Here is an 18,712-nt window from a genome sequence, read left to right on the forward strand (position 1 = left end):
AAGGGCCGCGGGAGTTCCCTTCATTTAGTGGAATGATCCCGATACAGGAAGGGTTGACGGACGGCTGTTACCGCCACCAGCTATGGCACATAAAAAAGAGGGAGAGACTTCCAATGATCGTGACCCGTCGTGCCATGCTGGCGGGCGGGGCTGGCCTGGTGGCCACCCCCGCCCTCATCCCCCATGCCCGTGCCCAGGACACGTGGCCGAGCCGGACAATCCGGCTCGTCGTGCCCTTCACGCCGGCCGGCACCACCGACATTGCCGCCCGCATCCTGGCGGAGCGGCTTACCCAGCGCCTCGGACAAAATGTGATCGTCGAGAATCGTCCGGGCGCCGGCGGCAATGTCGGCTCCGACGCCGTGGTGAAGTCGGACCCGGATGGCTACACGCTGCTGATGTGCACGATCAGCTCGGGCGCCATCAACTACAGCCTCTATGGCGCGAAGATGCCCTACAAGCCGGATGCGCTCGCCGCCGCCGGGCTGATGCTGCAGGTGCCGAACGCCATCTTCGTCACCAACGCCCTGCCCGTCCGCACGCTGAAGGAGCTGGTGGACTACGTGAAGGCGCGCCCCGGGCAGCTCAACAACGGCAGCTCCGGCATTGGCACCTCGCTGCACCTGACCGGGGAGTTGCTGAAATCCGTCGCCGGCATCCAGATGCAGCATGTGCCCTTCCGCGGCGCCGGCCCGATGCTGCAGGAGGTGATCGCCGGGCGGATCGAGGTGGCGGTGGACAACCTGCCCTCGGTGATCGGCCATCTGCGCGAGGGCCGGCTGCGCCCGCTGGCGGTGACGACGCCGACCCGCAGCCCTGCCCTGCCCGATGTGCCGACGACGGCCGAGGCCGGATTCCCCGATGTGCAGGCCACGGCCTGGTTCGGCGTGCAGGCCCCGGCCCAGACCCCGAAGCCCATCATCGACCGGCTGGGCGCCGAGATCAACGCGGTGGTGAAGGAGCCGGAGACGCGGGCGAAGATCGTCGATCTCGGCGGCTTGGCTCCGGGCCTCACGCCGGATGGCGGCACCTCGCCGGCCACCTTCGAGAAGTTCATCCAGGCCGAGATTGCGAAATGGGCGGAGGTGGTGCGGAAATCGGGGGCGACTGCCGAATGATCCGGCGCCGCAGCCTGCTTGCCGCACCGTTCCTGACGGCCGCGCCGGCCCTCGGCCAGAGCGCCGCATGGCCCTCGCGGCCGGTGCGGCTGATCGTCCCCTTCACGCCGGGCGGGGCGACGGATGCGGTCGCCCGCCTCCTCGCCGAGCGGCTTTCCGCCTCGCTCGGCCAGGGCTTCATCGTGGAGAACCGGGCCGGCGCCGGCGGCAATGTCGGGGCGGAGGTCGCGGCGAAGGCGGAGCCGGATGGCTATACGCTGCTGGCCGCCACCATCTCCGTCTCGGCGCTCGCACCCCATCTCTACCCCCGCCTCAATTTCGACCCGGTGAAGGATTTCGCCAGCATCGGGGCAACGGCGCATGTGGCGAACGGGGTGCTTGCCCGGCCCGACCTGCCGGCCTCCTCGGTCGCGGAGCTGATCGCCCTCGCCCGCGCCAGGCCCGGCGGCCTTAGCTACGGCACGCCAGGGAATGGCACCTCGGGACATCTCTGTGCGGAGTACCTGAAGTACCAGGCGAAGATCGACATCCAGCACATTCCCTACAGGGGCACCTCACCGGCCATTGCCGATCTGGTGGGCGGGCGGCTCGATCTCTGCGTCGATAACCTGCCGAGCTATCTGCCGCATGTGCGGGAGGGGAAGCTGAAGCTTCTCGCCGTGACCTCGGCCGAACACTGGTTCGCAGCGCCCGAGGTGCCGACGGTGGCGGAGGCGGCGCTGCCGGGCTTCGCCGCCACGGCATGGTGGGGGCTGCAGGCCCCGCTCCGCACGCCGGAGCCGATCCTGGCGCGGGCGGAACAGGCATTGCTGGCGGCCCTGGCAGAGCCGGCCACCCAGGCCAAGCTGCGGGAGATGGGGATCGAGGCACTGCCCATGGGCCGTGCCGCCTTCGACCGTCACATCGCGGTCGAGAACTCCAAATGGGGCGAAGTGATCCGCGCCGCCGGGATCCGGGCGGAATAGGATCTGTCGGCCGGAGCCGGGCGGGGTTTCCTTCCCCGCCCGCCCTTCGGGCCCGAGCGGCTCGCGGCTCAGTGGACGCGGACGGCTGCCAATTCGTGCTGCTCGATGGCGGCGATCGCCAGCTCGGCCGTCGGCGCGGCGCCGATCGGTGTGCCGTCGGCGGCGTGGATCGACATGGCCTTCACGCCATTGACCACGACAGGCCGGATATAGGCGATCTCCTGCACACCGAAGCGTGCCCAATCCTGCACGGAAAGCTCGCGGAGGGCGACGGCAGCCTGGTTCACGTCACTCGAACCGTTGGAGGATTCGTTGCTCTTCATCGCTGGTTCTCCTTTAGGCATGGCCCCATTCGGGCATCCATGCACTTCGGCGCCCATTCCGGGGCTCAGCCCCGGCTGGCACGCCCCTCGACAACGGGCATTGCTGCCCCGTTGACTGTTCTGGCCCCGACGCTGCGTCCATCAACGCCGCGAGGGGGTGACCCGTTCGGCGCACTTCCCTGAGAAGCGCCGGGATTCCCCTGGCCGCCATGAATCTGGATCGTCCTGACCCTCACCTCCGGCTGCGGCCGCTGGAGATCGACATGCAGGAGGCCATTGTCGAGCCAGGCTCCTTCCACCTCGATCCCCTCGGCAAGGACGAAGGCGCGCTGGAACTGCCGCGCCGCGATGCCGCGATGGAGGAAGATCCTGCCCTCCGAATCGTCCCGCTGGCGGCCGCGGATGACGAGCTGATTGTCCTCCTGCGTGATCTGCAGGTCGTCCATGGCGAAGCCGGCCACGGCCAGCGTAATGCGCAACCGGTTCTCGGCCGTCTGCTCGATATTGTAGGGCGGGTAGCCGTCGGCGTTCTTGGCAACCCGGTCGAGCATCTGCTCGAGGTGGTCGAAGCCAAGGAAGAGCGGCGAACCGAAAACCGATGGACGTGACAAGCAGGGCCTCCTCATCCGGAGCGAAGCGGGTGGCCGGACCCGAAGCACCCAGCCACGGCATAGATTTCGTCAATGAGTGTACCGGTTGCAAGGGGGTGCCACGGGGGCTACATCGCCCCTCTCCCATGACCGTCACCGACCCGCCCCTGCCGATCCTGCTCGTCCCCGATTCGCGGCTGCGCGCCAAGGCGCGACCGGTCGGGAATGCCGATACCGATGCCGTCCGGGCGCTCGCGCCACGGATGCTGGACACGATGTACAAGGCCCCCGGCATCGGCCTCGCCGCGCCGCAGGTGGGCGAGCTGCTGCGGCTGATCGTGGTCGATCTGCAGCCTGAGGAGAAGCCGGCGCCGCTGGTGCTGGTGAACCCGGAGATCGTCGCCGCCAGCACCGAGCTCTCGACCCGGGAGGAAGGCTGCCTCTCCCTCCCCGGCCAATATGCCGAGGTGACTCGCCCGGCGCGGGTGAAGCTGCGCTACCTCGACCTTGAGGGGGCCCGGCGGGAGATCGAGGCGGAGGGCCTGCTTGCCACATGCCTGCAGCATGAGGTGGACCACCTCAACGGCGTGCTCTTCGTCGACCATATAAGCGCGCTGAAGCGCAACATGCTGCTGCGCAAGCTGGCCAAGGACCTCAAATCCCGAGGCCGGGATTGAGGCATCCATCTTGCGCATAGCCTTCATGGGCAGCCCGGACTTCGCCGTGCCGGCGCTGCGGGGGCTGCACGCGGCCGGGCATGAGATCGCGGTCGTCTACTGCCAGCCGCCACGCCCGGCAGGGCGCGGGCAGAAGGAGATGCCTTGTCCGGTGCACCGGGCGGCGCTGGCCCTCGGCCTCCCGGTGCGAACGCCCGCCCGGCTCCGCCGCCATGTGGCGGAGCACGAGGCCTTCGCAGCACTGGACCTCGATGCGGCGGTGGTGGCGGCCTATGGGCTGATCCTGCCGCGCCCGATGCTGGAAGCGCCGCGCCGCGGCTGCCTCAACATCCATGCCTCGCTACTGCCGCGCTGGCGCGGCGCCGCGCCGATCCAGGCCGCGATCCTCGCCGGCGATGCCGAGAGCGGCGTCACCATCATGCAGATGGAGGAAGGGCTGGACACCGGCCCAATGCTGCTGAAGGGCTCGGTGCCGATCGGCCCGCGCACCACCACGCCCGATTTGCACGATGCCCTCGCCGCCATGGGCGCACGCCTGGTGCTGCAGGCGCTGGAGCAGAACCCGCCGGCGGAGCCGCAACCCGAAGCCGGGGCCACCTACGCGCCGAAGCTCAGCAAGGCCGATGCCCCCATCGACTGGACGCTGCCGGCCCTGGTGCTGGACCGCCGTGTCCGGGCGTTGAACCCCTGGCCCGGCACCAGCTTTACCTGTCAGGCCGAGGCGATCCGCGTGCTGGCAGCGGAGCCGGCTGAAGGCGCTGGCCTCCCCGGTACGATGCTCGACGATGCCGGGGTGGTTGCCTGCGGCGAAGGCGCGCTCCGCCTGCTCCGGCTGCAGCGGCCCGGGCGCGGGTCGCTGGCGGTGGAGGATTTCCTGCGCGGCTATCCGCTACCGGCCGGCACGGTGCTGGGGTAGTGCCGCTCTACGCGCTGACCCTCGAATATGACGGCACTCCATTCGTCGGCTGGCAACGCCAGGGCAGTGGCCTCTCAGTGCAGCAGGTGCTGGAGGAGGCCGCGGCGGCGCTGAATGGTGGGGCCGTGCCGCTCGCCATCGCAGCCGGGCGGACCGATGCGGGCGTCCATGCCGAGGGTCAAGTGGCGCAGCTTGCCATCGAACGGACGCTGGCCCCGGAGCGGCTGCGCGAGGCCCTGAATTTCCATACGAAGCCGCATCCGCTGGTCGTCACCTGCGCCGCGCCTGCGCCGGAGGGCTGGAATGCCCGCTTCTCGGCCGTGCGGCGGGGCTACCGCTACCGCATCCTCAACCGCCGCGCCCGGCCGGCGCTGGAGGCGGGGCGGGTCTGGCATGTGCCGGTGCCGCTCGATGCCGGGGCCATGCATGCGGCAGCCCAGGGGTTGCTCGGCCGGCATGATTTCTCCGCCTATCGCGCCGCGGCTTGCCAGGCAAAGTCGCCGGTGCGCACGCTGGAGCGACTGGATGTCATGCGCCAGGGCGATGAGGTGGTGATCCTGGCCGAGGCGCGGAGCTTCCTGCATCACCAGATCCGTAACCTCGCCGGGACCTTGTTGGAGGTCGGCCTCGGCAAGCGTGGTACGGAATGGCCGCGACGGGTGCTCGAGAGCCGGGACCGCGCCCAGGCTGGCCAGACCGCGCCACCGGAGGGGCTGACCTTCCTCTTTGTCCGCTATGCCGAGGATATCGGCTGGATCTAGCCTCCGCTCAGCCGACCCACCATCCCGCCAATGGCGAGGCCAAGCGCCAGGTCCAGCATCACGAAGGCCACCGCCTTGCCGCTAACGATGCCGAGCGCGCTACGGGCGACGAACCATTCGAGCCAGAGCGCATAGCCGATGCCGGCCAACCCCAGCCCATGCGCCAGCAGCGGCGGCAAGCCCAGCTCGCCCGGCAGGGTCAGCGCCAGCATCACCAGGTACTGGACCACATTCGACCAGTTCCAGGCGGCGACGAAGCGCGGCCATTCAGCCCTGCGTCCGGCAACCTCGGTCAGCGGCAGGGCCAGCAGGGCGAAGCCCGTCCAGGCGCAGGCATAGCCGACCAGCTCCGCGACGAGGCCGCGCAACAGGCCAAGCTCTGGCCCGCCGCCCTCGGACCAGGCCAGGAAACGTAGGGCCAGGAAACCCGGGAGGCAGATAGCCGCCGCCCAGAAGCTGCGTGCGGCACCACCGGACGACCCATCGATCAGCAACAGGCCATCCAGGCGGCCACGGGCCAGCAGCAAGGCGCCGCGTAGCCCGGCCTCGATCACCTGTCGGAGTGGGACGGGGCGCGCGGGGTCAGTCAGCCGAGGCTCTCCTCGAGCACCGCCCGGTAGAGCGCGGCAAGATCCCGCAGTTCCGCGATGGGCACGCATTCATCGGCCTTGTGCATGGTTGCCCCAACGCCACCCAGTTCCGCTACCGGGCAGAAGCGGGCAAGGAAACGGGCATCGGATGTGCCGCCACCAGTGTCGAGTGCGGGCGCTTGGCCTGTTTGACGCTCCACCGCCCGTGTCAATGCCTCGACGAAAGGCCCCGGCTTGGTGAGGAAGCTCTCGCCGGAGCAGTCGATGCGCATGTCGTAGCGGGCCTCTTCCGCACGGAGGGCGGCGTGCAGGCGGTCCGTCAGGCTGGCGCTGGTATGGAGGTCGTTGAAGCGGATATTGAGCATGGCCCGCGCTTCGCCGGGGATGACGTTGTTCGCCGAGTTCCCGACATCGAAGCCGGTGACCTGGAGTGTCGTCGGCTCGAAGAATTCGCTGCCGGCATCGATCGGCTCGGCGGTGAGGCGATGCAGCACCCGGACGAGACGATGGATCGGGTTGTCGGCACGCTGCGGATAGGCGCTGTGGCCCTGGGTGCCGAAGAGGGTGATCCACGCCGTCATGCTGCCGCGGCGACCGACCTTGACGATATCGCCGAGCTGCGCACGGGAGGTCGGCTCGCCGACCAGCGCCATGTCCGGAATTTCGCCTCGCTCGGCCAGCCAGTCGAGCACCCGCACCGTGCCGTCCTTCGCCGGCCCTTCCTCATCGCCGGTGATGAGCAGGCTGATGCTGCCTGGAGGGTTGGGGTTGGCGGCAAGGTAATCGGTGAGGCCGGCGACGAAGGCCGCGATGCCGCCCTTCATGTCGCAGGCGCCACGTCCGTAGAGCACGCCGTCACGGACCGAGGCGGCGAAGGGATCGTCGGTCCAGCCCTGCCCGCCCGGCGGCACCACGTCGGTATGGCCGGCATAGCAGAAATGCGGCCCGCCCGTGCCTCGGCGGGCGAAGAGGTTCTCCGTCTCGCCGAAGCGCATGCGGTGGCAGGTGAAGCCGAGGGGCGCCAGGGCCGCTTCCAGCACGCCGAGCGCGCCGGCATCGGCGGGCGTCACGCTCGGGCAGCGGATCAGCGCCTGAGCGAGCGGCAGCGGGTCGGCCGGAGCGTTGCGCATGGCGCTCAGTCGCGCAGCAGCTCGTTGATGCTCGTCTTCGCGCGGGTCTGCGCATCGACGCGCTTAACAATGACGGCGCAGTAGAGCGAGGGGCCGGGCGAACCGTCCGGCAGTGGCTTGCCGGGCAGGCTGCCGGGCACAACGACCGAATAGGCCGGGACGCGGCCGATATGCACCTCACCGGTCGCACGGTCGATGATCTTGGTGGAGGCGCCGAGAAAGACGCCCATGGAGAGCACCGCGCCGCGCTCGACGATGACGCCCTCGGCGACTTCCGAACGCGCGCCGATGAAGCAGTCATCCTCGATGATGACGGGGTTGGCCTGCAGCGGCTCCAGCACGCCGCCGATGCCGACGCCGCCCGAGAGGTGGCAGTTCTTGCCGATCTGTGCGCAGGAGCCGACGGTCGCCCAGGTATCGACCATGGTGTTGCGGTCGACATAGGCGCCGACATTGACGAAGCTCGGCATCAGCACGACGCCGGGGGCGATATAGGCCGACTTGCGCACGACGGCGCCGGGGACGGCACGGAAGCCCGCATCCTTGAAGCGGTTCGGCCCCCAATCGGCGAACTTCAACGGCACCTTGTCATAGGCGCCGGCGGCCGTATCCATCGGCGCCGAATCGGTGAGGCGGAAGGAGAGCAGCACGGCCTGCTTCAGCCACTGGTTCACCCGCCAGCCACCCTGCCCGTCCGGCTCCGCCACGCGAGCCTGGCCGGCATCGAGCGCCTCGAGCGCGGCTGCCACCACGCTGCGGTCTTCGCCGCCAGTGGCGGAGGATACGGTGTCGCGGCGTTCCCACAGGGATTCGATGGGAGCCTGAAGGGCGGAAAGGGTCATCGGCGTCGTCCTGGGAAATCGGCGGCCGGACCATGCCGATGCCGGCGCGCCGCTGTCAACGCGGGGCACGCCCGAAGGGCTCGGAGAGGCGCCCCGGCATCCTGCGGCCCGGCGGACCCGGTTGCGGTTCCAGGCACCCGCCTTAACCGTGCATTCAGCGGAGGTGACGGATGCTGCCGTCATGGAATCGGCCGATCCCGCCCCCGTACCCGCCCTGCACGGCTTGCCCGGCGTCCTGCTCGAATCCCGTCAGCGCTGGCAGGACTTCACCGGCCTGGCCGCCGACCTCGCCTTCGAGACGGATGCGGCCGGCCGACTTTCCTTTCTCTGGCCCGACCGGGTGGTGGGATGGGAAGGCGCGGCACTGCTCGGCGAACCCGCCCGGCGATTGCTGCTGTATCCGGAGCCGAATCCGTTCCAGCTACGGGAACAGGCTCGTGGCCTGCATGCCTGGCTCGGCGCCTCCGCAGAACAGGCAGCCTGTTTCAGCTTCTCCGTCGTGCCACTGGCCGATGCGGCGGGCCGCTTTGCCGGGATGCGCGGCATCGGCCGCAATGTCACCGCTGAGTTGCGCGAATTGGAAACCCAGGCCGCGGCTCTGCGCCGGGCCCGCGCGCTGGAAACCTTGGTGCGCCGGGTACGCCGACAGGTCCTTGCGCCACGCATGCTGACCTCGACGCTGGAGGCGCTGGGGCCGGCGCTCGGCTGCACCAGCGCAGCGGTGCTGGAGATCGGGCCGGGCGCCCCTGCCAGGGTGATGCACCGACATGGCGCAGATCCGATGCCCTTGGTCGACGCGATCGGCCCGTTGCTCGACCAGGCGGTGCCCATGTTCATCGAGGGGCCATCGGGCGAGCCTCTCGCCTTTCTGCCTCATCCGCAACGGGTCACCCCACGGCACGCGCTCGTCACCTGGCGTCCCGGCGGCGCAAGGCCCTTCGACGAGGATGACCGGCATCTGCTCGAGGCTGCGGCCGATCTCCTCTTCGTCGCCCTCGGCAACCAGGTCCTGCAGCAGGAGCTGGAACTGCAGGCCAGAACCGATGTGCTGACCGGCCTGCTCAACCGGCGCGCCTTCCTCGAAGACATGCATCGGCGTCTGGACCGCCTCTCCGGCGAGCGGTATCCGATGCCGCGCGGGGCCTTGCTGTTCATCGACCTCGACAACTTCAAGCCGCTGAACGACCGGCTGGGGCATGAGGCCGGTGATTCGGCGCTCGCATCCGTCGGACGCCTGCTCCGGGATATCGTTCGGCCGACCGATCTCGTCGCCCGCTTGGGTGGAGATGAATTCGCCGCCTGGCTGGAAGGCGCCGATACTGCGGCAGCGACGATGCGGGCCGAGGCCATCCGCCGCACGGCGCTGACCGTCCTGCCAGGACTGCTTCCTGGCCTCACCCTGCCGTTGACCTTCAGCATCGGTATCGCCATGCGGGCGGCCGATGGATCCGACACGCCGGACAGCCTGATCTCGCGTGCCGACAGCGCAATGTATGCTGCCAAGCGCCATGGCCGGAATGGCTGGCGCCTGGAGACCGGACCGACGGGGAGCTGATGGGACGGAACCTGCCCTACGAGGCGGCGAAGCGCCTGGCACGCTTCGGTGCGGAACCGGATCGGCTGGCGCTCGCCTCCCTGCCGGAAACCCGGCCGGAGTTGCTCTACTATCTCGCGGGCGACGCCAGCTCGGCAGTGCGCGGCGCAGTCGCCGGCAATACGGCCAGTCCAGCCCAGGCCAACCGCCTGCTGGCCGCCGATGCCGACCCGGCCGTGCGGGCCGCGCTCGGGCGTAAGCTGGCCCCGCAGGCACATGCCCTCTCGATCGCAGAGGACCGGTTGGCGGCCATTGCCTGGCAGGCTCTCTGCCTGTTGGCGGAGGATGCCGCGGTCCATGTCCGCGCCGTCATCGCCGAGGAGCTGAAGGCGATGCCGGACGCGCCCCATGCCCTTATCCTCCGCCTCGCGCAGGATGCGGCGATGGCGGTGGCGGAGCCGGTCATCCGCCTTTCCCCCTTGCTCAGCGAGGAGGACCTGCTCTGCCTCGTGGTGGCTCCCCCGGTGCCCGATACGCTGACCGCAGTCGCCCGGCGGCCGGCGCTGAGCGAGAGCCTCTCGGACGCCATCGCCGCCACGGCGGATGAGGCGGCGATCGGCGCCTTACTGGCCAACCCTTCGGCCGCCATCCGCGAACAGACGCTGGATGGGCTGATCCTCCAGGCCGCCACGCGCATCCCTTGGCAGGAAAGCTTGGTCGCGCGTCCGAGCTTGCCGCCACGGGCACAGCGCGCGCTCTCCCTCTGCGTCGCGGGCCATCTGCTGGAGGCTTTGACGGCCCGGCCCGACCTCGCACCCGGCCTGGCGAAGCGCCTGCAGGAGCGGGTGGAGGCTCGCCTGATCGAAAGCGCGTCGGAGCCATCGGCCGCAGCCCTCTTCGAGGCGGCCGCCATGAGCGGCGATCGGGAAGCGATGACCCGACTGCTGGCGCGGGAGGCCGCCGTGGAGCAGCGTGGGGTGGAGGAGGCGATACGGCTCCGCAGTGCTCGCGCCCTCGTCAGCCTGTGCTGGCAGGCGGGGTTCAACCTTCGCTGCGCCATGCTCGTGCAAGCCGTCCTGGGCCAGATCGCACCCGGCATGGCCTTGCTGCCGGGTCCCGACGACGGAGGCTGGCCGCTCTCGACCGCCGAGATGATCTGGCAGATCGAATTGCTGGCCGAGCCGATGGTCAGGGCTTGATGAGCGTGCCGGCCCCGCTATCGGTGAAGAGCTCGCGCAGCACCGCATGCGGCACCCGCCCGTCGAGGATGACGGCGCCCTTCACCCCGCGCTCAATCGCGTAGATGCAGGTTTCGACCTTCGGGATCATCCCGCCCGAGATCCAGCCGGCGGCTATGCCAGCCTGCACTTCGGCGACCGTCATCTCGGGGATGAGCACCCCATCGGGCCCGAGCACGCCCCTCACATCGGTCAGCATCAGCAGCCGCTCGGCACCAAGCGCCCCGGCGATGGCGCCGGCCACCGTATCGGCATTGATGTTGTAGGTCTGGCCGTCCTCGCCGACTCCGACCGGGGCCACGACCGGGACGATATCGGCGCCGATCAGCAGGCGCAGCACGCGTGTATCGACCTCGGCCGGCTCGCCGACGAATCCAAGGTCGAGTACCTGCTCGAGATGGGAGTTGGGGTCGCGCACCGTCCGCCGCAGCTTCCGCGCGGTGATCAGGCCGCCATCCTTGCCGGAGATGCCGACCGCGAGCGCCCCGGCGCGGGTGATCGCCTCGGCCACTTGCTTGTTCACCGGCCCGGCGAGGACCATCTCGACCACATCCAGCATGGCCTCGTCGGTCACCCGCAGCCCCTGGATGAAGGTGGACTGCACGTTGAGGCGCTTGAGCATGGCGTTGATCTGCGGGCCGCCGCCATGCACCACCACCGGGCTGACACCGACCTGCTCCAGCAGAGCGATGTCGCGGCCAAAGCGGAGCGCCGTCTCCTCCTCGCCCATGGCGTGGCCGCCATACTTAACGACGATGATCTGGTCGTCGTAGCGCTTGAGAAAAGGCAGCGCACCGGCCAGGGTCTTCATCGGATCGAAGGCATCATCGGTCATCGGCCGGGGCTCTCACGGACTGGCGGCCCGGCTGTAGGGGCCGCCATGCGGCTGGTCAAGCCGGGCGGGCGAGCGAGGCCATCTCGGCGCGCAATTCGGGGATTCCCGCCCCCGTCCGGCTGCTGGTGACCAGCACCAGCGGGTGGCCTGCGGTCTCACCCCGGGCCAGCGCCTCGGCCTCGGCGATCCGCTGCTTCAGCCACCAGGGCTTCGCATCATCCGCCTTGGTCAGGACAATCTGGAAGGGCACCGCGGCCTCGGTCAGAAGGCCCATGGCCGCACGATCGGCCGCCTTGGTCTCGATGCGCGCGTCAAGGAGGAGGAGGACGCGCCGCAGCGTCGGGCGGCCACGCAGGAAGTTGAACATCAACCCCTGCCAATCCTCCTTCACGCTCTTCGCAGCCTGGGCATAGCCGTAGCCGGGCATGTCGACGAGGGTCAGGCGGTCGCCAAGGTTGAAGAAATTCAGCTGCTTGGTCCGCCCCGGCGTGTGTGAGACACGGGCCAGGGCATTCTGCCCGGTCAGCGCATTGACCAGGGAGGACTTGCCAACGTTAGACCGGCCACAGAAGGCAATCTCCGGGCCTTCGGCGGGCGGCAGCTGGTCGATCTTTTGCGAGGCGTAGAAGAAGGTGCAGGGCTGGGCGAACAGCAGCCGCCCGGCCTCGATCAGGGCGGCGCGCTCCGCCTCGGTCCGCGCCTCGGAGAGGCCGCCCGCCAGGATGGCCGGATCGGCCGGGAGGGCATGCTCCGCCATCAGCCCTTCTTCGCCACGGCCGGCACCGCGAGGCTGGGCTTGCCACCTCGCTTCGCCTCCAATGCCATGATGTAGCGCTGCTGCAGGATGGAGAGCAGGTTATTCCAGGACCAGTAGATCACCAGTCCGGCCGGGAAGCTGGCCAGCATGAAGGTGAAGATGATCGGCATCCACTGGAAGATCTTGGCCTGGATCGGGTCCGGCGGCTGCGGGTTCAGCTTCTGCTGGAAGTACATGGTGGCGCCCATGATCAGCGCCCAGGCCGGCATGTGCAGGTAGTGCGTCAACTGCATCGGGTCATAGGGGATGAGCCCGAACAGGTTGAACAGGTTGGTCGGATCGGGTGCCGAGAGGTCATGGATCCAACCGAAGAAGGGCGCGTGCCGCATCTCGATGGTGACGAACAGCACCTTGTAGAGGGCGAAGAAGACCGGGATCTGGATCAGGATCGGCAGGCAGCCGGAGGCCGGGTTGATCTTCTCCGTCCGGTACAGCGCCATCATCTCGGCCTGGGCCTTGGCCGGGTCCTCCTTATGCCGCTCCCGGATCTCCTGCATCTTCGGGCCGAGGATCTTCATCCGGCTCATCGACTTGTAGGCCTTGTTGGCCAGCGGGAAGAAGGCCGCCTTCAGCGCCAGGGTGAAGACCAGGATGGCGACGCCGAAATTCCCGAAGATGGTGAACAGCCAGTCGATAGCGAAGAAGAAGGGCTTGGTCAGGAAGTAGAACCAGCCGAAATCCACCGCCTTGTCGAAATCGGGAATGCCGAGCCGGTCGCGATAGTCGTCGAGCAGCCGCACTTCCTTGGCGCCGGCGAAGAGGCGCGTGCCCGTTGCGGCCGTCGCACCCGGGGCCACGCTCTGCGCCGAGACGGGGGCAAAATCCACCTGCCAGCGATCCTCAGGCCCACGCGGCCCGGCCTCGGTCGTATGACGATAGGCGGCGCGGCTGCGCTGGGCAGGATCGGCGGGCGAGAGGGCGGTCAGCCAGTACTTGTCGGTGAAGCCGGCCCAACCGGCGCCGGTCTCCTGCTCGAGTGCCGCACCGCTCCGCTTGGACGCCTCGCTCTTGGCGTTGCTGTAGGTCTCCTCCCTCAGGCGGCCATCCAGTACGCCGACGAAGCCCTCATGCAGGATGTAGAAACCTTGGGTCGGCGGCGTGCTCTCGCGCCGGATGCGGGACCAGGGCAGCACCTGCACCGGGTCGGCACCGGTGTTGCGCACGCGCTGCTCCGTGGTGAGCATGTAATTCTCATCGAGCGAGAGGCCGATCTCGAAGACCTGCCCCTGCCCGTTGTCCCACCGGAGCGTCACCGGCGTTGCCGGGGTCAGCGAGGCGCCCTCGGCTGTCCAGTCGGTGTCATTGGCGGGGACGCGGGTGCGGCCATCCGCCGCGGTCCAGCCCCACTGGGCGTAATAGGGTGCCGAGCCCTCGCGTGGCGCCAGCAGGCGGACCAGCGGCGAGTTGCGATCCACGGTCTCGCGGTAGCCCCGCAGCACCAGGTCATCGAGCCGGGCGCCGCGCAGCGAGAGCGTACCCTGGATGCGCGGCCCCTCGACCGGCAGGCGCGCGGCCGGCGTCGTCGGGGTGCCCGCGGCGGGCGAGGCATCGGTTGGGGCTCGGAGCGGCCCGGCTGGGCCAGGGGTCGGGGCCGGCTGCTGCGCTTCGACCGCCTGCTGCTGCTGGGCGCGCTGCGCCTCCCGCGCCGGGCGGTTGAAGGCATCGAATGCCAGCAGGATGCCGATCGAGATCGCAATCGCCACGAAGAGGCGCTTCTGGTCCATGGAAGAGGCTCAGCCTTTCGGCAGGGTCGGGTGAGGCACCGGGTCGTAGCCGCCGGGGTGCCAAGGGTTGCAGCGGAGGATGCGCCCTCCGGCCAACCAAGCGCCGCGCAGCGCGCCATGGGTGCCGAGCGCCTCCAGCGCATAGTCGCTGCAGGAGGGAAAGAACCGGCAATTGCAGCCGAGGACGGGCCGCAACGTCCATTGATAGGCGATGACGGCGCCTTTCAGCGCGAGGCCCGCGGCGCTCATTCTGCCAGGACGCCGGCTTGCCGGAGCGCGCCCCGCAGATCGGACAGCAATTTGCTCCAGGCCCGGGTGCCGGTGCCGTCGCGGGCGATCAGCACCAGGTCCCAACCGGCCGGTGGGGCTTCGGCCAGGGTCAGGCGTGCTGCCTCCCGCAACCGGCGCTTGGCCCGGTTGCGGATGACGGCATTGCCGATCTTCTTGGTGGCTGTGAAGCCGAGGCGCAGAGATCCCTCGGGCTGCGGCAAGGCCTGCAGCACCAATGAGGGACGCGCAGATTTACGCCCCCGCCCGGCGACCCGAAGGAATTCGCGGCGCTTGGTCAGCCGGGGAAGCTGGCCCGGCATGCGGAATTCCCCCCGGTGCCCGTCAGGCGCTGAGCTTGGTGCGGCCCTTGGCGCGGCGATTGGCCAGCACCTTGCGGCCGCCGACCGTCGCCATGCGGGTGCGGAAGCCATGCCGGCGCTTCCGGACGAGCTTGGAGGGCTGGTAGGTACGCTTCACGATCCATCTCCGACAGGTATTCGCCCGGTTCAGCCCGAAAGAGGCCGTTGCACGGACGGCCGGCGGCCCTTGCGGCTGGGCCCCGGCGAAGGCGGGCAGGTATAGGGAGGGGATGGGGCCGCCGTCAATCGCGGGCGGGCGCTCTGGCGCTGCGCCGCCGCCTGGCGTAACCCCCGCGCCCACTATCTCTCTCCTGAACACGGGGGTGCGCATGCCGGATTTCGACGTGGTGGTCATCGGCGCCGGCGCGGCCGGGCTGTCGGTCGCGGCGATCTCGGCCGGGCTCGGCCTCAAGGTCGCGCTGATCGAGCGTGGGCGGATGGGGGGCGATTGCCTGAATTACGGCTGCGTCCCCTCCAAGGCGTTGCTCGCCGCGGCCCATGCGGCAGCGGCGGCACGCGATGCCGCGCGCTTCGGCATCCGGCTGCCGCCGCCCGAGATCGACTGGGCCGGCGTCCGGGCGCATGTGAAGGGCGCCATCGCCCGGATCGCGCCCAATGACAGTGCTGCCCGTTTCCGCGGCATGGGAGTCGAGGTGATCGAGGCCTCGGCCCATTTTGTGGCGCCCGATGCCATCGAGGCGGGCGGCCGTACCCTCACCTTCCGCCGCGTCGTCATCGCCGCCGGCAGCAGCGCCATCATCCCCGACCTGCCCGGTCTCGATGGCGTGCCCTGGCTGACGAACGAGACCCTGTTCGACCTCGAGGAGCCGCCTGGCCATCTCCTTATCCTGGGTGGCGGGCCGATCGGGCTGGAGATGGCACAGGCCCATGCCCGGCTCGGCTGCCTCGTCACCGTGATCGAGGCCGGGCCGCGCATCGCCTCGCGGGAGGACCCAGAACTCGCCGAGGGGCTGCGCGCCTCCCTGGTGCGGGATGGCGTCGAATTCCGCGAAGGCGTGAAGCTTGTCCGGGTCGAGCAGTTGGAGCCCGACAGCCTTGCCGCCCAGGCCGGCGTGGTGGCGGTGCTCGAGGATGGCAGCCGCATCGCGGGAACCCATCTCCTGCTCGCGGTCGGGCGGGCACCGCGACTGGCGGGACTCGATCTCACGGCGGGTGGGATCGAGTCGACGCCGCGCGGCATCGTGACCGGGGCCGACCTTCGCTCGGTTTCCAACAAGCGGGTCTGGGCGGTGGGCGATATCGCCGATCCGCGGGGAATCGGGCCCCGGGCCTTCACCCATGTGGCCAGCCAGCATGCCGGCATCCTGGTACGCTCGATGCTGTTCCGCCTGCCCTTCACCAAGGTGAGCTACGCTGCCCTCCCCCGCGTCACCTATGGCGACCCAGAGCTGGCGCAGATCGGCCTCACCGAGGCGGAGGCGCGCGAGGCAGGCCATACGGACCTCGCCCTGCTGCGCTGGCCGGTCGCCGAGAATGACCGCGCCGTGGCGGAAGGCCGGACGGAAGGCCTCGTCAAGCTCGTGGTCGGCAAGGGTGGGCGGCTGCTCGGTGCCGGCCTGCTGGCGCCGCATGCGGGCGAGATGGCAGGGATGTTCGGTCTGATGATCGGCCGCAAGCTGCCGCTCTCGGCACTGGCCGGCATGGTCCTGCCCTACCCCACCTTGTCGGAGGCGGCGAAGCGCGCCGCGTCCGAATTCTACACGCCAAAGCTGCTCTCGCCCTTCACAAAGCGGCTCGTCGGCTTGCTGAAACGTCTCCCTTAGGCGTTCATGCCGGCGCTGGGACAACAGGAGTTCATCCCATGGATCAGGTTCTCGCAGGGCGCACCGCGCTCGTCACCGGCAGCACCAGTGGCATCGGGCTCGGCATCGCCAGGATCTATGCCGAGGCGGGAGCCAAGGTGATGCTGAACGGCTTCGGCAAGCCGGAGGAGATCGCCAAGGCGCGGGCCGAGATCGGGGCGCTCCAGGGCGGCGGCGACGCGCCCTATTCGGCGGCGGACCTGTCGAAGCCGGAGGCGGTGCGCCAGATGGTGCAGGAGGCCGAGGCGACACTCGGCAAGCTCGACATTCTGGTGAACAATGCCGGCATCCAGTTCGTCGCGCCGATCGACGAATTCCCGGATGACAAGTTCGACGCGATCATCGCCATCAATTTCGCCTCGAATTTCCATGCCATCAAGGCGGCGCTGCCGGGGATGAAGGCGCGCAACTGGGGCCGCATCATCAACATCGCCTCGGCGCATGGCCTCGTCGCCTCGCCGCAGAAGGTCGCCTATGTCTCGGCCAAGCATGCGGTGGTCGGCATGACCAAGACCGTGGCGCTCGAGGTGGCGAAGCTGCCGATCACCTGCAACGCCATCTGCCCCGGCTTCGTCCGCACGCCACTCGCCGAGGCGCAGGTCGGGCCGCTGGCCAAGCAGCATGGCGTCTCGGAGCAGGAAGCATTGGAGGATTACCTGCTCGAGAAGCAGCCCTCCAAGCGCTGGATCGAGGTCGATGAGGTGGCCCAGATGGCCCTCTATCTATGCGGGCCTGGCAGCGGCGGGGTGAACGGTGCGGCGCTCTCCATCGATGGAGGCTGGCTGGCAGCCTGATGGGAGACGGGACTGGGGCAGTATCGACGCCGGCGGTGGCGAAGCCGCCGGCGCCACGGCGGATCAACCTCGCGCTTCAGGGCGGGGGCACGCATGGCGCCTTCACCTGGGGCGTCCTCGAACGCCTGCTGGAGGATGAGAGGCTGGCCATCGATGGCGTCTCCGGCGCCTCGGCCGGCGCGATCAATGCCGCGATCCTGGTCCAGGGCCTGGCCGATGGCGGGCGCGAGGGGGCGATCCGCGCCCTCGACCGCATCTGGCGCGACGTGGCGGCGCGGCTGGCGGTCAGCCCGCTGCGCAACACGCCCTTCGAGAAGGCGCTCTGGGGCTACGACCTCACCTATTCGGTCGCCTACCAGGCCTTCGAGACGCTGACGCGCGTCTTTTCACCGTACCAGTTCAACCCCTTCCCGGTGGAGTTCAACCCGCTGCGGCAGGTGCTTGACGCCAATCTCGACTGGCAGCGCCTGCGCCAGGACCCGAAGGCGGTCCGCCTCTTCATCTCGGCCACCAACGTGCGGACCGGCAAGCCGCGCGTCTTCACCCGCGCCGAGGTGAGCACGGATGTGGTGCTGGCCTCGGCCTGCCTGCCGAATGTCTTCCGCGCTGTCGAGATCGATGGCGAGGCCTATTGGGATGGCGGCTATGTCGGCAACCCCGCACTCTGGCCGCTTTACTACGAACGGGGTGCGCCCGACATCGTGCTGGTGCAGATCAACGCCATCATGCGGGCGGAGCTGCCGACCAGCGCCACCGACATCATGAACCGGCTGAACGAGATCAATTTCAACGCCTCGCTGATGGCCGAGATGCGGGCGATCGACTTCGTGCAGCGCCTGCTCGATTCCGGGCGGCTGGAACAGCCGCGCTACCGCCGCATCTTCCTGCACGTGATCGAGGACGAGGAGCGGATGCGGGAGTTCAAGCTCTCGACCAAGCTCAACGGCGACTGGGAATTCCTGCAGACCCTTCGCCGCTACGGGCGGGAGGCGGCGGACCGCTTCCTCGCCGAGCATTCCGACCAGCTCGGCAAGGAAAGCACGCTCGACATCCAGCGCTATCTCTGAGAGTCCGTCCGGGATCATGTTGTTTTCTGACATAGCCTTCGGAGCATGCGGCGGACGGAAGCCCATCGCAGGAAGGCAAGCGCGCGGCGGTTCAGGCACTCCCAATCCTTGGCCAATCGTCGGCAGCGATTGAGCCAGGCGATAGTGCGCTCGACAATCCAGCGCTTCGGCAGCACGACGAACTTGCGCAACTCGGATCGCTTGACGATCTCGAGGTTGATCTGGCGACAGGTCGTGCGCAGCCCGGCCTGGAAGTTGGCGCCCTGGTATCCGCCATCGGCGTAGAGCTTCAGCAGGAAGGGGTAGAGGCCGAACAGCGAGCCCATCAGCAGCACGCCA

Annotated in this window: 22 protein-coding genes; 10 read left to right on the plus strand and 12 right to left on the minus strand. The window is 69.1% G+C overall.

All coding sequences use genetic code 11. The features are described 5' to 3' along the window. The first annotated feature begins 113 nt into the window (after positions 1 to 113). Together BLR02_RS17960 and BLR02_RS17965 are read left to right on the plus strand one after the other, a co-directional pair. A complete protein-coding gene (locus BLR02_RS17960; protein WP_090664147.1) occupies positions 114 to 1,118 on the plus strand; it encodes a Bug family tripartite tricarboxylate transporter substrate binding protein in 1,005 nt (334 codons plus the stop codon). After that, positions 1,115 to 2,083, plus strand: a complete 969-nt coding sequence (locus BLR02_RS17965; RefSeq protein ID WP_176849658.1) for a Bug family tripartite tricarboxylate transporter substrate binding protein — start codon at positions 1,115 to 1,117, stop codon at positions 2,081 to 2,083. The genes BLR02_RS17960 and BLR02_RS17965 overlap by 4 nt, the downstream gene beginning before the upstream one ends. 68 nt (positions 2,084 to 2,151) lie before the next feature. Here BLR02_RS17965 and BLR02_RS17970 read toward each other — a convergent pair whose 3' ends face one another. Both BLR02_RS17970 and BLR02_RS17975 read right to left on the minus strand, forming a co-directional pair. Further along, complete coding sequence (locus BLR02_RS17970) at positions 2,152 to 2,406, minus strand: DUF1150 family protein (protein WP_090565140.1); 255 nt, start codon at positions 2,404 to 2,406, stop codon at positions 2,152 to 2,154. Positions 2,407 to 2,471: 65 nt separating this feature from the next. Beyond that, positions 2,472 to 3,032, minus strand: coding sequence for an Hsp20 family protein (locus BLR02_RS17975; RefSeq protein ID WP_090565138.1), 561 nt, complete (start codon positions 3,030 to 3,032; stop codon positions 2,472 to 2,474). A gap of 110 nt (positions 3,033 to 3,142) precedes the next feature. On the opposite strand from BLR02_RS17975, the gene def reads away from it, so the two are divergent. From def to truA, 3 genes are read left to right on the plus strand one after another with little or no spacing between them, the layout of a single operon-like run. Further along, positions 3,143 to 3,673, plus strand: coding sequence for a peptide deformylase (gene def, locus BLR02_RS17980; RefSeq protein ID WP_090664149.1), 531 nt, complete (start codon positions 3,143 to 3,145; stop codon positions 3,671 to 3,673). Positions 3,674 to 3,683: 10 nt separating this feature from the next. Then, positions 3,684 to 4,589 carry a methionyl-tRNA formyltransferase gene (gene fmt / locus BLR02_RS17985; RefSeq protein ID WP_090664150.1) on the plus strand — a complete coding sequence of 302 codons (906 nt, stop codon included), beginning with the start codon at positions 3,684 to 3,686 and terminating at the stop codon, positions 4,587 to 4,589. Further along, a complete protein-coding gene (gene truA, locus BLR02_RS17990; RefSeq protein WP_090565133.1) occupies positions 4,589 to 5,350 on the plus strand; it encodes a tRNA pseudouridine(38-40) synthase TruA in 762 nt (253 codons plus the stop codon). Before fmt ends, truA begins: the two co-directional genes overlap by 1 nt. On the opposite strand, the gene BLR02_RS17995 is transcribed toward truA, so the two are convergent. The 3 genes from BLR02_RS17995 to dapD are packed head-to-tail and all read right to left on the minus strand — an operon-like array spanning position 5,347 to position 7,912. Next, entirely contained in the window at positions 5,347 to 5,904 is a 558-nt protein-coding gene (locus BLR02_RS17995; RefSeq protein ID WP_090664151.1) for a hypothetical protein, read from the minus strand. The genes truA and BLR02_RS17995 overlap by 4 nt on opposite strands. 32 nt (positions 5,905 to 5,936) lie before the next feature. Beyond that, entirely contained in the window at positions 5,937 to 7,070 is a 1,134-nt protein-coding gene (gene dapE / locus BLR02_RS18000) for a succinyl-diaminopimelate desuccinylase (RefSeq protein ID WP_090664152.1), read from the minus strand. Between the two features lie 5 nt (positions 7,071 to 7,075). Continuing rightward, complete coding sequence (gene dapD / locus BLR02_RS18005) at positions 7,076 to 7,912, minus strand: 2,3,4,5-tetrahydropyridine-2,6-dicarboxylate N-succinyltransferase (RefSeq protein ID WP_090565126.1); 837 nt, start codon at positions 7,910 to 7,912, stop codon at positions 7,076 to 7,078. A gap of 181 nt (positions 7,913 to 8,093) precedes the next feature. Between dapD and BLR02_RS18010 the strand changes: the two genes are divergently transcribed. Then, positions 8,094 to 9,467: a sensor domain-containing diguanylate cyclase gene (locus BLR02_RS18010; protein WP_090565124.1), complete on the plus strand. Its 1,374-nt coding sequence runs from the start codon at positions 8,094 to 8,096 to the stop codon at positions 9,465 to 9,467. Beyond that, positions 9,467 to 10,645, plus strand: a complete 1,179-nt coding sequence (locus BLR02_RS18015; RefSeq protein WP_090565122.1) for a DUF2336 domain-containing protein — start codon at positions 9,467 to 9,469, stop codon at positions 10,643 to 10,645. The genes BLR02_RS18010 and BLR02_RS18015 overlap by 1 nt, the downstream gene beginning before the upstream one ends. On the opposite strand, the gene argB is transcribed toward BLR02_RS18015, so the two are convergent. Genes argB through rpmH form a run of 6 tightly spaced genes read right to left on the minus strand, consistent with a single transcriptional unit; the run spans position 10,635 to position 14,807 of the window. Then, positions 10,635 to 11,519, minus strand: coding sequence for an acetylglutamate kinase (argB, locus tag BLR02_RS18020; protein ID WP_090565120.1), 885 nt, complete (start codon positions 11,517 to 11,519; stop codon positions 10,635 to 10,637). The genes BLR02_RS18015 and argB overlap by 11 nt on opposite strands. A 55-nt stretch (positions 11,520 to 11,574) precedes the next feature. Then, on the minus strand, positions 11,575 to 12,276 hold the full coding sequence (gene yihA / locus BLR02_RS18025; RefSeq protein WP_090565119.1) for a ribosome biogenesis GTP-binding protein YihA/YsxC: 702 nt from the start codon (positions 12,274 to 12,276) through the stop codon (positions 11,575 to 11,577). Beyond that, positions 12,276 to 14,060 (minus strand): membrane protein insertase YidC, encoded by a 1,785-nt coding sequence (gene yidC, locus BLR02_RS18030; protein WP_090664153.1) that lies wholly within the window; start codon positions 14,058 to 14,060, stop codon positions 12,276 to 12,278. The genes yihA and yidC overlap by 1 nt, the downstream gene beginning before the upstream one ends. 9 nt (positions 14,061 to 14,069) lie before the next feature. Further along, positions 14,070 to 14,309 (minus strand): membrane protein insertion efficiency factor YidD, encoded by a 240-nt coding sequence (yidD, locus tag BLR02_RS18035; RefSeq protein ID WP_090565114.1) that lies wholly within the window; start codon positions 14,307 to 14,309, stop codon positions 14,070 to 14,072. Next, complete coding sequence (rnpA, locus tag BLR02_RS18040) at positions 14,306 to 14,650, minus strand: ribonuclease P protein component (protein WP_090664154.1); 345 nt, start codon at positions 14,648 to 14,650, stop codon at positions 14,306 to 14,308. The genes yidD and rnpA overlap by 4 nt, the downstream gene beginning before the upstream one ends. Before the next feature lie 22 nt (positions 14,651 to 14,672). Beyond that, positions 14,673 to 14,807: a 50S ribosomal protein L34 gene (gene rpmH, locus BLR02_RS18045; protein WP_090565110.1), complete on the minus strand. Its 135-nt coding sequence runs from the start codon at positions 14,805 to 14,807 to the stop codon at positions 14,673 to 14,675. Positions 14,808 to 15,018: 211 nt separating this feature from the next. Between rpmH and BLR02_RS18050 the strand changes: the two genes are divergently transcribed. From BLR02_RS18050 to BLR02_RS18060, 3 genes are read left to right on the plus strand one after another with little or no spacing between them, the layout of a single operon-like run. Continuing rightward, positions 15,019 to 16,473 (plus strand): dihydrolipoyl dehydrogenase family protein, encoded by a 1,455-nt coding sequence (locus tag BLR02_RS18050; RefSeq protein WP_090664166.1) that lies wholly within the window; start codon positions 15,019 to 15,021, stop codon positions 16,471 to 16,473. 38 nt (positions 16,474 to 16,511) lie between these two features. Beyond that, entirely contained in the window at positions 16,512 to 17,306 is a 795-nt protein-coding gene (locus BLR02_RS18055) for a 3-hydroxybutyrate dehydrogenase (RefSeq protein WP_090565107.1), read from the plus strand. Further along, a complete protein-coding gene (locus tag BLR02_RS18060; protein WP_090565105.1) occupies positions 17,306 to 18,373 on the plus strand; it encodes a patatin-like phospholipase family protein in 1,068 nt (355 codons plus the stop codon). Before BLR02_RS18055 ends, BLR02_RS18060 begins: the two co-directional genes overlap by 1 nt. Before the next feature lie 14 nt (positions 18,374 to 18,387). On the opposite strand, the gene BLR02_RS18065 is transcribed toward BLR02_RS18060, so the two are convergent. After that, positions 18,388 to 18,712 (minus strand): transposase (locus BLR02_RS18065; protein WP_143018184.1); only part of this gene is annotated, 325 nt, incomplete at its 5' end.

It is taken from the genome of Belnapia rosea (assembly GCF_900101615.1).
In the GTDB taxonomy this organism is placed as follows: domain Bacteria; phylum Pseudomonadota; class Alphaproteobacteria; order Acetobacterales; family Acetobacteraceae; genus Belnapia; species Belnapia rosea.